General features: G+C 55.8%; 12 protein-coding genes. 9 read left to right on the top strand and 3 right to left on the bottom strand.

Going from position 1 to position 15,757, the window contains the following annotated elements:
• Positions 1–73: 73 nt before the first annotated feature.
• Complete coding sequence (mrcA, locus tag BV390_RS21355; protein WP_032698697.1) at positions 74–2,632, top strand: peptidoglycan glycosyltransferase/peptidoglycan DD-transpeptidase MrcA; 2,559 nt, start codon at positions 74–76, stop codon at positions 2,630–2,632.
• An 87-nt stretch (positions 2,633–2,719) separates the two neighbouring features.
• On the opposite strand, the gene nudE is transcribed toward mrcA, so the two are convergent.
• Positions 2,720–3,280, bottom strand: coding sequence for an ADP compounds hydrolase NudE (gene nudE, locus BV390_RS21350; RefSeq protein ID WP_032696898.1), 561 nt, complete (start codon positions 3,278–3,280; stop codon positions 2,720–2,722).
• A gap of 329 nt (positions 3,281–3,609) precedes the next feature.
• Here nudE and BV390_RS21345 point away from each other — a divergent pair, with 329 nt between their 5' ends.
• The 5 genes from BV390_RS21345 (at position 3,610) to pckA (ending at position 9,791) form a co-directional block, all read left to right on the top strand.
• Entirely contained in the window at positions 3,610–5,739 is a 2,130-nt protein-coding gene (locus BV390_RS21345) for an intracellular growth attenuator family protein (RefSeq protein ID WP_085397314.1), read from the top strand.
• A gap of 59 nt (positions 5,740–5,798) precedes the next feature.
• The gene (yrfG, locus tag BV390_RS21340; protein ID WP_085397313.1) at positions 5,799–6,482 is read left to right on the top strand and encodes a GMP/IMP nucleotidase; all 684 of its coding nucleotides are present in this window, start codon (positions 5,799–5,801) and stop codon (positions 6,480–6,482) included.
• Positions 6,479–6,880 (top strand): ribosome-associated heat shock protein Hsp15, encoded by a 402-nt coding sequence (gene hslR / locus BV390_RS21335; RefSeq protein ID WP_032690449.1) that lies wholly within the window; start codon positions 6,479–6,481, stop codon positions 6,878–6,880. Before yrfG ends, hslR begins: the two co-directional genes overlap by 4 nt.
• Before the next feature lie 46 nt (positions 6,881–6,926).
• Complete coding sequence (gene hslO, locus BV390_RS21330; RefSeq protein WP_032690448.1) at positions 6,927–7,805, top strand: Hsp33 family molecular chaperone HslO; 879 nt, start codon at positions 6,927–6,929, stop codon at positions 7,803–7,805.
• A 363-nt stretch (positions 7,806–8,168) separates the two neighbouring features.
• Complete coding sequence (gene pckA / locus BV390_RS21325; protein WP_032690447.1) at positions 8,169–9,791, top strand: phosphoenolpyruvate carboxykinase (ATP); 1,623 nt, start codon at positions 8,169–8,171, stop codon at positions 9,789–9,791.
• Positions 9,792–9,883: 92 nt separating this feature from the next.
• Here pckA and envZ read toward each other — a convergent pair whose 3' ends face one another.
• Together envZ and ompR are read right to left on the bottom strand one after the other, a co-directional pair.
• Positions 9,884–11,245, bottom strand: a complete 1,362-nt coding sequence (gene envZ, locus BV390_RS21320; RefSeq protein WP_032690446.1) for a two-component system sensor histidine kinase EnvZ — start codon at positions 11,243–11,245, stop codon at positions 9,884–9,886.
• Positions 11,242–11,961 carry an osmolarity response regulator transcription factor OmpR gene (gene ompR / locus BV390_RS21315; protein ID WP_001157751.1) on the bottom strand — a complete coding sequence of 240 codons (720 nt, stop codon included), beginning with the start codon at positions 11,959–11,961 and terminating at the stop codon, positions 11,242–11,244. The genes envZ and ompR overlap by 4 nt, the downstream gene beginning before the upstream one ends.
• Before the next feature lie 247 nt (positions 11,962–12,208).
• Between ompR and greB the strand changes: the two genes are divergently transcribed.
• The 3 genes from greB to feoA all read left to right on the top strand — a co-directional run bounded on the left by greB (position 12,209) and on the right by feoA (position 15,748).
• Positions 12,209–12,682, top strand: a complete 474-nt coding sequence (greB, locus tag BV390_RS21310; RefSeq protein ID WP_032690445.1) for a transcription elongation factor GreB — start codon at positions 12,209–12,211, stop codon at positions 12,680–12,682.
• A 101-nt stretch (positions 12,683–12,783) separates the two neighbouring features.
• On the top strand, positions 12,784–15,114 hold the full coding sequence (locus BV390_RS21305) for a Tex family protein (protein WP_032690444.1): 2,331 nt from the start codon (positions 12,784–12,786) through the stop codon (positions 15,112–15,114).
• Positions 15,115–15,520: 406 nt separating this feature from the next.
• Positions 15,521–15,748, top strand: coding sequence for a ferrous iron transporter A (gene feoA, locus BV390_RS21300; protein WP_004868486.1), 228 nt, complete (start codon positions 15,521–15,523; stop codon positions 15,746–15,748).
• The last annotated feature ends 9 nt before the right edge of the window (positions 15,749–15,757 follow it).

Raw genomic sequence — 15,757 nt, 5'->3', positions numbered from 1 at the left:
CACCAGGCTTGCCTTTATACTACCGCGCGTTTGTTTATAAACTGCCCAAATTAAACTTAATGGGAAATCTCCGGTGAAGTTCGTAAAGTATCTATTGATCCTTGCAGTCTGTTGCGTACTGCTGGGAGCAGGCTCGGTTTTTGGCCTCTATAAATATATTGAGCCGCAACTCCCTGACGTCGCGACCTTGAAGGATGTGCGTTTGCAGATCCCGATGCAGGTCTATAGCGCGGATGGTGAGCTTATTGCGCAGTATGGCGAGAAACGCCGTATTCCCGTCACGTTGCAGCAAATGCCGCCCGAGCTGATCAAAGCGTTTATTGCCACCGAAGATAGTCGTTTCTATGAGCATCACGGCGTCGATCCAGTCGGTATTTTTCGTGCAGCCAGCGTTGCCATGTTCTCAGGCCATGCCTCACAGGGCGCCAGTACGATCACCCAGCAGTTAGCGCGTAACTTCTTCCTGAGCCCAGAGAAGACGCTGATGCGTAAGATCAAAGAGGCCTTCCTGGCGATTCGCATCGAGCAGTTGCTGAATAAAGACGAAATCCTTGAGCTGTACCTGAATAAAATCTATCTCGGCTACCGCGCCTATGGCGTCGGCGCGGCGGCGCAGGTTTACTTTGGTAAATCTATCGACCAGCTTAGCCTGAGCGAAATGGCCGTTATCGCTGGCCTGCCTAAAGCACCATCGACATTTAACCCGCTCTATTCCATGGACCGCGCGACCGCGCGTCGTAACGTTGTTCTGGCACGTATGCTGAGCGAAGGCTATATCACGCAGGCGCAATACGATCAGGCGCGCAACGAAGCCATTGACGCCCGCTACCACGCACCGGAAATCGCCTTCTCGGCACCTTATCTCAGTGAAATGGTCCGCCAGGAGATGGTTAACCGCTATGGCGAACAGGCGTATGAAGATGGCTATCGCGTTTACACCACTATCACGCGTAAAAACCAGCAGTCTGCTCAGCAGGCCGTCCGCAATAACGTGCTGGATTACGATATGCGCCATGGCTACCGCGGCCCGGCCAACGTGCTGTGGAAAGTGGGCGAAACGCCCTGGGATCACGCGAAAATCATCGCATCGCTGAAAAGCCTGCCCGGCTACGGGCCGCTTGCTCCGGCGGTAATTACCTCGGCAAATCCCCAGGAAGCGGTCGCATTATTAAGTAATGGAACGTCGGTCACGCTGAACATGGAGGGCGTCCGCTGGGCGCGTCGCTTTATCTCCGATACCCAGCAAGGAGCGACTCCGCGGAAAGTCACCGATGTCCTGCAGTCCGGGCAGCAGGTTTGGGTCCGTCAGGTCGGCGACAGCTGGTGGTTGTCGCAGGTACCGGATGTAAACTCGGCGTTGGTTTCCATTAACCCGCAGAACGGCGCCATTATCGCCCTGGTCGGCGGGTTCGACTTCAATCAAAGTAAATTCAACCGCGCGACCCAGGCCCTGCGCCAGGTAGGCTCAAACATTAAGCCGTTCCTCTACACAGCGGCGATGGATAAAGGCCTGACGCTGGCCAGTATGCTTAACGATGTGCCGATTTCCCGTTGGGACGCCGGTGCAGGTTCCGACTGGCAGCCGAAAAACTCCCCGCCGCAGTACGCCGGCCCGATTCGTTTGCGTCAGGGACTGGGACAGTCGAAGAACGTCGTGATGGTTCGCGCCATGCGTGCCATGGGCGTGGATTACGCGGCGGAGTATCTACAGCGTTTCGGTTTCCCGGCGGGGAATATCGTGCATACCGAGTCGCTGGCGCTGGGGTCCGCATCCTTTACGCCGCTGCAGGTTGCGCGCGGTTATTCGGTGATGGCCAACGGCGGCTTCCTGGTAACGCCGTTCTTTATCAGCAAAATCGAGACCGATCAGGGCGGCGTGATCTTTGAAGAGCGGCCTAAAGTTGCCTGTCCGCAGTGCAACCTGCCGGTAATTTACGGCGATACGCCGAAATCCGACGTGCTGGAAAATAAAGATGTCGAAGATGTCGCGACCTCTGCAACACCGCAGAACTCCGCGCTGCCGCCGCAGCCAGAGCTTGAACAGGTCAACCAGGCGCTGGTAGCGCAAACCGGCGCCCCGGAATACGCGCCGCATGTGATCAGCACGCCGCTGTCATTCCTGATTAAAAGCGCCCTGAACAGCAACATCTTCGGCGAACCGGGCTGGATGGGGACCGGCTGGCGCGCCGGTCGCGATCTGCAGCGCCACGATATCGGCGGTAAAACGGGGACCACCAACAGTTCAAAAGATGCGTGGTTCTCCGGTTATGGTCCGGGTGTCGTGACGTCGGTATGGATTGGTTTTGACGATCACCGCCGCGATCTGGGGCGAACCACCGCATCCGGGGCGATTAAAGATCAGATCTCTGGCTATGAGGGGGGAGCCAAAAGCGCCCAGCCAGCCTGGGATGACTTTATGAAACGCGTGCTGGAAGGCGTACCTGAAGAGCCATTAACCCCGCCGCCTGGCGTGGTAACGGTCAATATCGACCGCAGCACCGGCCAGTTGGCAAGCGGTGGTAACAGCCGCGCCGAATACTTCATTGACGGCACACAGCCGACCCATCAGGCGGTGCATGAAGTGGGGACCACGATCACCGATGGTGGCGGTGAAACCCACGAATTGTTCTGATAAAAAAAGCGCCTGCGGGCGCTTTTTTTCTGCTTCTGTTTGCAGGCCATGGTTGCAGGCCAGATGTCTGGCAAGGCGCCGGGCAGTCTACAAGCGTCCCTGAGCCCGCAACCACTCGCGGACCAAAAACAGGGCGCTGACGTTGCGCGCTTCATTAAAATCTTCATCATCCAACAGCGTCATCAGCTGCGACAGCGGCCAGCGTACCTGCGGTAAGGGTTCCGGCTCATCGCCAGGCAGCGATTCCGGGTACAGATCTTCAGCCACCAGGATATTCATCTTGCTGGAGAAATAGGACGGTGCCATGCTCAGTTTTTTCAGGAACGTCAGCTTATTCGCGCCGAAACCGACCTCTTCTTTCAGCTCCCGGTTCGCGGCTTCCATGACGGTTTCGCCCGGATCAATCAGCCCTTTAGAAAACCCAAGCTCATAAGATTCGGTGCCAACGGCATATTCACGAATCAGAATGAGATGGTCATCGACAATCGGTACAATCATCACGGCTTCACGCGTCGAAGGGCGCATGCGTTCATAAACGCGACGCACGCCGTTGCTGAATTCCAGGTCCACGCTTTCAACGTTAAAAAGACGCGAACGCGCTACTGTTTCAACATTGAGAATGGTGGGTTTTTGTAATGATTTGCTCATTGTTATCGATCTATGCTGTGATTCCAGAAGTCATTGTGCGATACGCAGCACGGTTTCGGCAATTCAATTCGCCACTTATTTACATAGTTGCAACTTGCACGCCCAAAACACGAGAATCAGAAAGATAAAAAAGTCAATAGGTTGAAATGTTTTTGAGAATTTACTGATTCCTGGATTTTAACGATTTTGATAAGCTTGTATGCTGCTGTATCGCACAATAAATTTTCCCGTATACATACGCTATCTGCCGAGAGCACACTGCAGGTTCACGCAAAGTGTTAAGCAACTAAAGACACCTGTAAGAAAAGAATAACTACGATGGGATGGGCATGGGCACCTTTCTGATTTCTTTCACAGCTCTGCTAATCTGCGCATTGCTTATCGGGTGGTGGTATCGATCGCATGCCAGACGTCGCCGCCTCCCCCTCCTGCATGCCTTTAGCGATGCTGTCACCCGCAAGCTTTCTGAGCAAGAACGCCGCGCGGTGGAAAAGTACCTTGAAGGTCTCAACCACGCCCGACAGATGCCGGCATCGGGGGCAAGCGTTGCCCCTGCCGCACTGTCTCTCACTCAACAGAGCGATACCGTCTTCACGGTGACCCGCGCCATTACGCGCTATGGCATTACCACCGATGACCCGAACAAATGGCGCTACTTCCTCGACTCGGTGGAGGTGCATCTGCCGCCCTTCTGGGAGCAGTATATCAATGACGAAAATAGCGTTGAGCTGATACCCACCGACAGCCTGCCGCTGGTCATTGCGCTCAATGGCCACGCGCTCAGCGACTACCCGCAGGAGAGCCGCGGTTACGCCCTTGAACGGGCGTCGTCAACCCAGGCGTCAATCCGCGGGGAAGAGAGCGAGCAGATCGAGCTGTTAAGTATTCGCCAGGAAACGGCTGAGGAATACGCGCTGAGTCGGCCGGATGGGCTGCGTGAAGCGATCTTTATCGTCACCTCGTTCCTGCTGTTTTACTTCAGCCTGATAAGCCCCTACGTGTTTACCCCGTGGCTAATGCTCGGCGGGCTGCTGTTACTGGCTGCGGGCCTGTGGGGGATCTACGCGCCGCCGCGTAAAACGGCGCTCCGGGAGATCCACTGCCTGCGCGGGATGCCCAAACGCTGGGGTCTGTTTGGCGAAAATGACCAGGAGCATATCAATAATATCTCCCTGGGGATTATCGATCTGATCTATCCGCGCCACTGGCAGCCCTGGATTGCCCAGGATCTCGGCCAGCAGACGGATATCGATATCTATCTCAGCCGTCACGTCGTGCGCCAGGGCCGCTTCCTGTCGTTGCACGATGAAGTGAAACACTTCCCGCTTCAGTACTGGCTGCGTAGCGCCATTATCGCCACCGGCGCACTGCTGGTGGTGGTGATGCTGTGGGCCAGCGTACCGTTGAATATGCCGTTTAAGTTTACGCTTTCGTGGCTGAAAGGGGCGCAAACCATTGAAGCGACCACCGTCTCCCAACTGGAGAAGTCGCAGGTTCGTCTTGGCGATACGCTGCGATTGAAAGGTACCGGAACCTGCAATATCCACTCGCCGGATACCTGGACGGCGAAAGAGAACTCGCCGTTTATGCCGTTTGATTGCTCGCAGATCATCTGGAATGACGCGCCTCCCCTACCGCTCCCGGAGTCCGACGTCGTCAGCAAAGCCACGGCGCTGATGCAATCCGTGCAGCGCCAGCTACATCCCGATCCGGACGATGATTCGCACGTCAGCCCTGCGCTACGCTCGGCGATTCAGAAATCAGGGATGGTGCTGCTGGATGATTTTGGCGATATCGTCATTAAAACCAACAACCTGTGCGCGGCAAAAGATGACTGCACCCGTTTGAAAAACGCGCTGGTTAACCTGGGCAATACGCGTAACTGGGAAGCGCTGACCAAACGCGCCAACTCGGGCAAGCTGGATGGCGTCAACGTTCTGCTGCGCCCGGTAAGCGCCGAGTCGCTGGAAAATCTGGTGACCACCTCAACGGCACCGTTTGTCATTCGTGAAACCTCACGCGCAGCGCAGGCCCTTAACAGTCCGGCTCCCGGCGGTTTCCTGATTGTCAGTGACGAAGGCAGCGATCTGGTAAATCAGCCGTGGCCGACCACCAGCTTGTATGACTATCCGGCGCATGAACAGTGGGGCGAACTGCAGCGGCTGGCCAGAATGCTGATGCATACGCCGTTCCACGCCGAGGGGATTGTTACCAATCTCTATACCGATGCCAATGGCACGCAGCACATCAACCTGCATCGCATTCCGGACCGTTCAGGTCTGTGGCGCTATCTGGGGACGACGCTGCTTCTGCTGACCATGCTGGGCTGCATGTCGTGGCACGGGATCCTGACGATTCGTCGCTACCAGCGTCATCGCCAGCGAATGGAAGATATTCAGAAATACTACGAAAGCTGTCTGAATCCGGTACTCATCCCCTCGCCGGAACATCAAGAGTAATTCCCTGCGCGGCGGGGTGTGATACCCTGTCGCGCATTTCCCCTCGCTGGAGACTCACCATGCATTTTGATATCGCCTGGCAGGAGGTTGATACCGTTCTGCTGGATATGGATGGCACGCTGCTCGACCTCGCCTTCGACAACTATTTTTGGCAAAAGCTGGTGCCGGAAACCTGGGGGGCGGCACGTGGCCTCAACCTGCAGGAGGCCAAAGAGGCGATGCACCAGGAGTATCACGCGGTGCAGCATACGCTAAACTGGTACTGTCTGGACTACTGGAGCGAGCGCCTGAATTTGGATATTCGTGCGATGACCAGCGAGCAGGGGCCGCGAGCGGCGCTGCGTGAAGATACCGTCCCGTTCCTTGATGCCCTCAAGGCCAGCGGCAAGCGGCGCATCCTGCTGACCAACGCCCATCCGCACAATCTGGCGGTAAAGCTTGAACATACCGGTCTCGACGCACACCTTGATTTATTGCTTTCTACCCACACATTTGGTTATCCGAAAGAAGATCAGCGTCTGTGGCGTGCGGTAGCGGAAGAAACCGGCTTCGATGCGCGCAAAACGCTCTTTGTTGACGATAGCGAGGCGATTCTCGATGCCGCGGCTCAGTTTGGTATTCGTTACTGCCTGGGCGTCACGAATCCGGATTCCGGACTGGCGGAAAAAAGCTATGCCCGCCATCCGGGACTGAACGACTACCGGCGCCTGATCCCTTCGCTGACCCCAAAGGAGAGGCCATGAAAGAGAAGCCCGTCGAAGCCGTCAGGCTGGACAAATGGCTTTGGGCAGCCCGCATTTATAAAACCCGTGCGCTGGCGCGCGAGATGATTGAAGGCGGCAAGGTGCATTACAACGGCCAACGCAGCAAGCCGGGTAAAGTCGTTGAGCAGGGCGCCACCCTGACGCTACGCCAGGGCAACGACGAACGTACCCTGCTGGTCAAAGGGATAACGGAACAGCGCCGACCTGCCAGTGAAGCCGTCGCGTTGTATGAAGAGACGGCAGAGAGCATCGAGAAACGCGAGAAAATGGCGCTGGCGCGCAAAATGAACGCGCTGACCATGCCGCATCCCGACAGACGTCCGGACAAGAAAGAACGCCGCGACCTGATGAGATTTAAACACGGCGACAGTGAGTAACCGCCTATACCTGTAGGCACCGCTGTTGCCAGCAAGAGAGACCATTATGACTCAACACGATCAATTACATCGTTATCTGTTTGAAAACTATGCCGTACGCGGCGAACTGGTTACCGTCTCGGAAACCCTGGAACAGATTCTGGCGAACCACAGCTACCCGCAGCCGGTCAAAACCGTGCTGGCAGAGCTGCTCGTCGCCACCAGCCTGCTGACCGCCACGCTGAAGTTTGCCGGCGATATCACCGTGCAGCTGCAGGGCGATGGTCCTCTGTCTCTGGCGGTTATCAACGGGACGAATCAGCAGCAGCTGCGCGGCGTAGCGCGGACTCAGGGCGACATTCCGGAAGATGCGGACCTGAAAACGCTGGTCGGTAACGGGTACCTGGTCATCACCATTTCACCGGATGAAGGTGAGCGCTATCAGGGCGTGGTCGGTCTGGAAGGCGACACCCTGGCGGCTTGCCTGGAAGATTATTTCCAGCGCTCAGAACAGTTGCCGACGCGCCTTATCATTCGCACCGGCGAACATGAAGGGAAACCGATGGCGGGCGGCATGCTGCTTCAGGTCATGCCGGCACAAGAGACCCAGGCCAATGATTTCGAACATCTGGCTACGCTCACTGAGACCATCAAAGCCGAGGAGCTGTTCACCCTCTCTGCCACTGACGTCCTGTGGCGTCTGTATCACGAAGAAGAAGTGACCGTGTACGATCCGCAGAATGTGGAATTTAAATGTACCTGTTCCCGCGAACGCTGCGCCGGGGCGCTGAAAACGCTGCCGGATGAAGAGATCGACAGCATTCTCGCTGACGAAGGGGAAATTGATATGCACTGCGATTACTGCGGCAATCATTATCTCTTCAACGCCATGGATATCGCCGAGATTCGCAATAATGCCTCTCCGGCTGACCCGCAGGTTCACTGATAATCCTGTCCGCCAGAGCTCGCGGCGGAGGTTTTCAGCCTCCGCCGCGCCTGTTGTCAAACATTTCCTCGCGTGATGAATCGATTTTCACTGAAAGAGTTACGTAATTTTCTTTCAAGAAAGCGATTACATTCACAATTCAGCAGTTTTTTTAATTACTTTTTAACCAATAAGAAACATCTATCCCCACCAACGGCCAATTTCCTGAGATAATCACGCATGTTTCGTGACAGGAGTCACCGTGTTTTTCGTAAGTAAGGCGTTTGTCGAGATACGTAAATCTATGAGCCTGGTCGCGGTCTATACCCCGAAAGAACCCCTACAATTTAAAGCAGTATATATTATTGGCTAAGGAGCAGTGACATGCGCGTTAATAATGGTTTAACCCCGCAGGATCTCAAGGCTTATGGTATCAATGACGTCCAGGATATCGTCCACAACCCTAGTTACGATACGTTGTATCAAGAAGAACTCGATCCCACTCTGGAAGGGTATGAGCGCGGCGTACTAACCAATCTGGGAGCGATCGCCGTCGATACCGGTATTTTTACCGGTCGCTCGCCGAAAGATAAATATATCGTTCGTGACGATACAACCCGCGATACCGTGTGGTGGTCTGATAAAGGCAACGGTAAAAACGACAACAAACCGCTCTCTCAGGAAACCTGGCAGCACCTGAAAGATCTGGTCACCCATCAGCTTTCCGGCAAGCGTCTGTTCATCGTTGATGCGTTCTGCGGCGCCAATGCCGACACACGTCTGAGCGTACGCTTCATTACCGAAGTGGCCTGGCAGGCACACTTCGTCAAGAACATGTTTATTCGCCCAGGCGATGAAGAACTGGCCAACTTTAAGCCGGATTTCATCGTGATGAACGGCGCCAAATGCACCAACCCGCAGTGGAAGGAGCAGGGACTCAACTCTGAAAACTTCGTTGCCTTCAACCTGACGGAGCGGATCCAGCTGATCGGCGGGACCTGGTACGGCGGCGAAATGAAGAAAGGGATGTTCTCTATCATGAACTACCTGCTGCCGCTGCAGGGTATCGCGTCGATGCACTGTTCCGCTAACGTTGGCGAGAAAGGCGACGTGGCGGTCTTCTTTGGCCTCTCCGGCACCGGCAAAACCACCCTTTCCACCGATCCGAAACGCCGCCTGATCGGCGATGACGAACACGGCTGGGATGACGATGGCGTCTTCAACTTCGAAGGCGGCTGCTATGCCAAGACCATTAAACTCTCCGAAGCCGCAGAGCCAGATATCTATCACGCGATTCGTCGTGATGCGCTGCTGGAAAACGTGGTGGTTCGCGCGGACGGCACGATTGATTTCGACGATGGTTCGAAAACCGAGAACACCCGTGTCTCCTACCCGATCGATCATATCGAGAACATCGTTAAGCCGATCTCGAAAGCGGGCCATGCCACCAAAGTTATCTTCCTGACCGCGGATGCATTCGGCGTACTGCCGCCGGTATCGCGCCTGACGGCAGATCAGACCCAGTATCACTTCCTCTCTGGCTTTACCGCTAAACTGGCCGGTACCGAGCGTGGCGTCACCGAGCCGACGCCAACCTTCTCCGCCTGCTTCGGCGCCGCGTTTTTGTCGCTGCACCCGACGCAGTATGCGGAAGTCCTGGTGAAGCGCATGCAGGCGTCCGGCGCGCAGGCTTATCTGGTCAACACCGGCTGGAATGGCACCGGCAAACGTATCTCGATTAAAGATACTCGCGCCATTATTGACGCCATTCTTGACGGGTCGCTGGACGATGCGGAAACCTTCACGCTGCCGATGTTCGATTTGCAGATCCCAATCTCGCTGCCAGGTGTCGATACGCACATCCTCGACCCGCGCAACACCTACGGTTCGCCAGAGCAGTGGCAGGAGAAGGCCGAGCAGCTGGCGAAGCTGTTCGTAGAGAACTTCGAGAAGTACACCGATACGCCAGCGGGCGCCGCGCTGGTCGCTGCCGGTCCGAAACGCTAACCGTGTATCCATAAAGAATAAGCCGGGCAATGCCCGGCTTTTTTTATGCTCTCGCGCCGACTCGCGCGATTCAGGCAGCCGCGAGCGGCCGCTTAACTCTCTTTGCTCTGTTTCGTCGGCATTAACGCACGTTGAACCGGAACCGGCAGCCAGGCGCGAATTAACAGCCCGCCCCGCTCGCTGGAACCAATCTCCAGGCGACCGTTATGGTTATCGATAATACGCTGCACAATCGCCAGTCCCAGCCCGGTACCGCTGGTGCTGCGGGCGCTATCGCCACGCACAAACGGCTGGAACAGATGCTCGCGTTGTTCCGGCTTAATCCCCGGACCATCATCCTCAACCTGGAACCAGGCGCTGCTGGCTTCGCTACCGCTGCTGACCTTAATCCAGCCGTTGCCATACCGCGCGGCGTTAACCACCATATTAGCCAGCGCACGCTTGATAGAGAGCGGATGGATGCGCAGCGGAATCTCGCCGGCCTGCAGGTCCGTCGCGATTTCACGTTCGTAACCGCTTTCTGCCGCGATAACCTCACCCAGCACGGAGTTAAGGTCCGCCAGCTCCATCGGCATCTCCTGGCCCGTGCGCAGGTAATCAATAAACTGCTCGATGATGGCGTTACACTCTTCGATATCTTTATTGATCGACTCGGCAAGGTAACCGTCCTCTTCCCCCATCATCTCCGTCGCCAGACGAATACGCGTCAGCGGCGTACGCAGATCGTGGCTGACGCCGGCCATTAACAGCGTACGATCGTCTGCCAGCTGTTTTACGCCTGCGGCCATGTGGTTAAAGGCCCGGGTGACCGAACGCACTTCGGATGCACCGTACTCCCGCAGCGGCGGCGGAATGATGCCTCGCCCGACCTGCAACGCCGCATGTTCAAGATCGACCAGCGGCCGGTTCTGAATACGGATAAACAGCCAGGCGCCGCCGATCGCCAGCAGCATAATCGCCAGGGTATAGCGGAACAGCGGCGAGAAGTCGCCCTGGTGGATTTCCGTCAGCGGTACGCGTACCCAAATATTGGGCGACAGCCAGGTTTTCAACCACACCACGGGGGAGCTTTTGTTAACCTCGACCCGCACTTCGGTTGGCCCACCGAGCTGGTGCGCCATCTGCTGACTTAAAAACTCATAATGCTGCGCCCAGCGCAGGCCTGCGTCTTCCGCCGCTTCATTGGAATAGAGCGAAATGCCCAGCTCGCGATAAATTTCGCGGCGAAACGCCGGCGGCACCACCAGCTGGGTACCATCCTCCAGCTGCAGTTTATCGGTCATCAGCATACGCACTTCGTATGCCAGCACCTTATTAAACTGCTGGAGGCTCGGTAGAATCGCAAAATTCAGCACCACCAGATAGGTCGTCACCAGGCTGACAAACAGCAAGGTGACAATCAATAACAGGGTGCGAGCAAACGAGCTTCGCGGCGAAAAGCGCACGCGTTTCATGCCTTAGAGCCGTCCGGTACGAAGACGTAGCCTAGCCCCCACACGGTCTGGATGTAACGCGGATGTGCCGGGTCCTCTTCGACCATGCGGCGCAGGCGGGAGATTTGTACATCGATGGAACGCTCCATTGCGGAATATTCACGACCGCGAGCGAGGTTCATCAGTTTATCGCGGGAAAGCGGCTCGCGCGGATGGCTCACCAGCGCTTTCAGTACCGCAAATTCACCGCTGGTGAGCGGCATCGGTTCATCTTCGCGGAACATCTCGCGGGTGCCGAGATTCAGCTTGAATTTACCAAAGGCGATGACCGCCTCTTCCTGCGACGGCGCACCCGGCAGCTCATTGGCCTGGCGACGCAGCACGGCGCGGATACGGGCCAGCAGTTCACGCGGGTTGAACGGTTTTGGAATATAGTCATCCGCACCGATTTCGAGGCCCACAATACGGTCAACCTCTTCCCCTTTCGCCGTGACCATAATGATCGGCATCGGGTTGCTTTGGCTACGCAGACGACGACAAATGGAGAGGCCATCTTCGCCCGGCAGCATCAAATCCAGTACCATCAGGTGGAAGGACTCACGAGTCAACAGACGATCCATTTGTTCAGCGTTGGCGACGCTTCGAACCTGGAAGCCTTGCTCGGTCAGATAACGTTCGAGCAGCGCACGCAGGCGCATGTCGTCGTCGACAACCAGAATCTTATAATTCTCTTGCATTGTTTATACTCCCAAAGGTTCACTGCAATTGTCAGTGCGTATTCTCAAAAAAGCCCGGGTCGCCGACCAGCTAAATCTGGTATATATTCCAGGCTAAATTGTTACAAAGCATATTTAACAGCAGCTTAAGTATACATTTAATCATAAGACACATTATTTATCCTGTCGGTATTATTACGCACTACGAATTGTGCGCAACCGCACATCGCCGCGTACCGTGTCCGACAATCAGAAGGTAGAACGATAAATGAAAACGCCGCTGATCACCCGTGAAGGGTATGAAAACCTTAAAAAAGAAATGGATTATTTGTGGCGTGAAGAGCGTCCCGAGGTCACCAAAAAAGTGACCTGGGCGGCCAGCCTTGGCGACCGTAGCGAAAATGCTGATTACCAGTACAACAAAAAACGTCTGCGTGAAATCGACCGCCGGGTACGCTATCTCACCAAATGTCTGGAAAATCTGAAAATCGTCGATTACTCCCCGCAGCAGGAGGGCAAAGTGTTTTTCGGCGCGTGGGTTGAAATCGAAAACGATGATGGCGACACCAGACGCTTTCGCATCGTCGGTTACGATGAAATTTTCGGACGTAAAGACTACATCTCTATCGACTCGCCGATGGCCCGCGCGCTGCTGAAAAAAGAGGTCGGCGACCTGGCGGTTGTCAACACGCCCGCCGGCGAAGCCAGCTGGTACGTCAACAATATCGAATATGTGAAATAGCGCGTCCGGAACAATCTGAGAGCCTCGTGTCACGACTGGCATTTTGCCGTGCCAGTCCGTATAACTATCCCCTGATTTTCGATCCACAAGATGAAATAGACATGATGAATGATTCGCTCTGCCGCATTATTGCGGGTGAACTTCAGGCCAGGTCTGAACAGGTAGAAGCTGCCGTTCGCCTGCTTGATGAAGGGAACACCGTGCCGTTTATCGCACGCTATCGTAAAGAAGTCACCGGCGGTCTGGATGACACGCAGCTGCGTAATCTGGAAACCCGCCTTGGTTATCTGCGTGAACTGGAAGACCGTCGTCAATCCATCCTCAAATCGATCGGCGAACAGGGCAAGCTGACCGATGCGCTGGAAAAGGCGATTACCACCACGCTGAGCAAAACCGAGCTCGAAGACCTTTACCTGCCCTATAAACCGAAACGCCGTACCCGCGGGCAAATCGCCATTGAAGCCGGACTGGAGCCGCTGGCGGACCTGCTATGGAACGAACCGTCCCACGATCCGGAAACAGAAGCCGCGAAGTTTGTCGATGCCGATAAAGGCGTCGCCGATACCAAAGCCGCGCTGGATGGCGCGCGTTATATCCTGATGGAGCGTTTTGCTGAAGATGCCGCGCTGCTGGCGAAGGTGCGTGACTACCTGTGGAAGAATGCGCACCTGGTAGCCACGGTGGTGAGCGGCAAAGAAGAGGAAGGGGCAAAATTCCGCGACTACTTCGATCACCACGAGCCTATCGCTACCGTCCCTTCGCACCGCGCGCTGGCCATGTTCCGCGGCCGTAACGAAGGCATCCTGCAGCTGGCCCTGAATGCCGACCCGCAGTTTGACGAGCCGCCGAAAGAGAGCCACTGCGAACAGATTATTATCGACCATCTCGGTTTACGGTTGAACCACGCCGCAGCCGACAGCTGGCGCAAAGGGGTTGTCAGCTGGACATGGCGCATCAAGGTACTGATGCACCTGGAGACCGAGCTGATGGGCACCGTGCGTGAACGCGCGGAAGATGAAGCCATCAACGTGTTTGCCCGTAACCTGCACGATCTGCTGATGGCCGCCCCCGCCGGGTTGCGCGCCACGATGGGCCTCGACCCGGGTCTGCGTACCGGCGTGAAAGTCGCCGTGGTAGATGGCACCGGTAAACTGGTTGCCACAGACACCATCTATCCGCACACCGGACAGGCTGCCAAAGCGGCGGTTGTCGTCGCAGCGCTGTGTGAAAAACACAACGTTGAGCTGGTTGCTATCGGCAACGGCACCGCCTCCCGCGAAACCGAGCGCTTCTTCCTCGATGTGCAGCAACAGTTCCCGAAAGTCACCGCGCAGAAAGTGATCGTCAGCGAAGCCGGGGCCTCCGTCTACTCGGCTTCCGAGCTGGCGGCCCTGGAGTTCCCGGACCTCGATGTTTCTCTGCGCGGCGCTGTTTCAATCGCCCGCCGTCTGCAAGATCCGCTGGCCGAGCTGGTTAAAATCGATCCGAAGTCCATCGGCGTGGGCCAGTACCAGCACGACGTCAGCCAGTCACAGCTGGCGCGCAAGCTGGATGCGGTGGTCGAAGACTGTGTTAACGCCGTCGGCGTGGATCTGAATACCGCATCCGTGCCACTGCTCACCCGCGTAGCGGGCCTGACGCGGATGATGGCGCAGAACATCGTCGCCTGGCGTGATGAAAACGGCCAGTTCCAGAACCGTCAGCAGCTGCTGAAAGTCAGCCGACTGGGTCCCAAAGCCTTCGAGCAGTGCGCCGGGTTCCTGCGCATCAACCACGGCGACAACCCGCTGGACGCCTCCACCGTTCACCCGGAAGCATACCCTATCGTCGAGCGCATTCTGGCCGCCACCCGGCAGGCGTTAAACGATCTGATGGGCAACAGCAGCGAGTTACGCAATCTGAAAGCGGCCGACTTCACCGATGACAAATTCGGTGTGCCAACCGTCACCGACATCATCAAAGAGCTGGAAAAACCTGGTCGCGACCCGCGTCCGGAGTTTAAAACCGCGAAGTTCGCCGATGGTGTGGAAACCATGAACGACCTGCTGCCGGGCATGGTACTTGAAGGTGCGGTCACCAACGTCACTAACTTTGGCGCCTTTGTCGATATCGGCGTACACCAGGATGGTCTGGTGCATATTTCGTCGCTGTCGAATAAATTCGTCGACGATCCGCATACCGTCGTCAAAGCTGGCGACATCGTGCAGGTTAAAGTGATGGAGGTCGACCTGCAGCGTAAACGCATCGCACTGACCATGCGTCTGGACGAGCAGCCAGGCGAGAGTAACGCCCGGCGCGGCGGCGGGAGCGATCGTGCGCAGGGCAACCGCCCGGCGGCGAAGACGGCTAAACCGCGCGGCCGTGAGGCGCAGTCAGCTGGCAACAGCGCCATGATGGACGCGCTGGCAGCGGCCATGGGTAAAAAACGCTAATCTTTTCCCGGCCCCTCATTGCAGGGGCCATTTCCCGCCCTTATTCTCTGACCCCGTGTTGGTATACTCCGGAAACCGATTAGCTCCGGTTAATACAGGCGAGTAAATAAGTTATTTATTAAGATTTCATTTTGTTAACCAATGAAACCTTAATTACACATTAAATGACAAAATAAATATTACCCTTATTTATCGCTACAGTGCAGACCTTGCGTCATATCAAAAAAACAGTATATTTCCGGCAAATGTCGATTATTAAACCATTTATGTATTGATGATAAAAACCATTATCATTATCATCATTCATAGTAAATATATCTTCTTCTCCGTTGACTATGCTCCCCGGTGCTGCGCGATGACCGCACACGGTAAACTCTCGTTCAGTTAGCGATTACAGGTAGGCCCTATGCAATTCACTCCTGATAGTGCGTGGAAAATCACGGGTTTCTCTCGCGATATTAGTCCGGCTTATCGTCAGAAACTGTTGTCCCTTGGAATGCTGCCAGGATCCTCTTTTAATGTGGTCCGCGTCGCGCCGCTCGGCGATCCCGTGCATATCGAAACCCGGCGTGTAAGCCTGGTATTACGCAAAAAAGATCTCGATTTAATAGAACTGGAAGCGGTTGCACAATAACACCTGACC

Origin of the sequence: Klebsiella sp. YJ, assembly GCF_002108615.1 — a bacterium.
In the GTDB taxonomy this organism is placed as follows: domain Bacteria; phylum Pseudomonadota; class Gammaproteobacteria; order Enterobacterales; family Enterobacteriaceae; genus Klebsiella; species Klebsiella planticola.
Note: the sequence above shows the minus strand (reverse complement) of the source record. Positions and strands in the feature narration are given on the sequence as shown.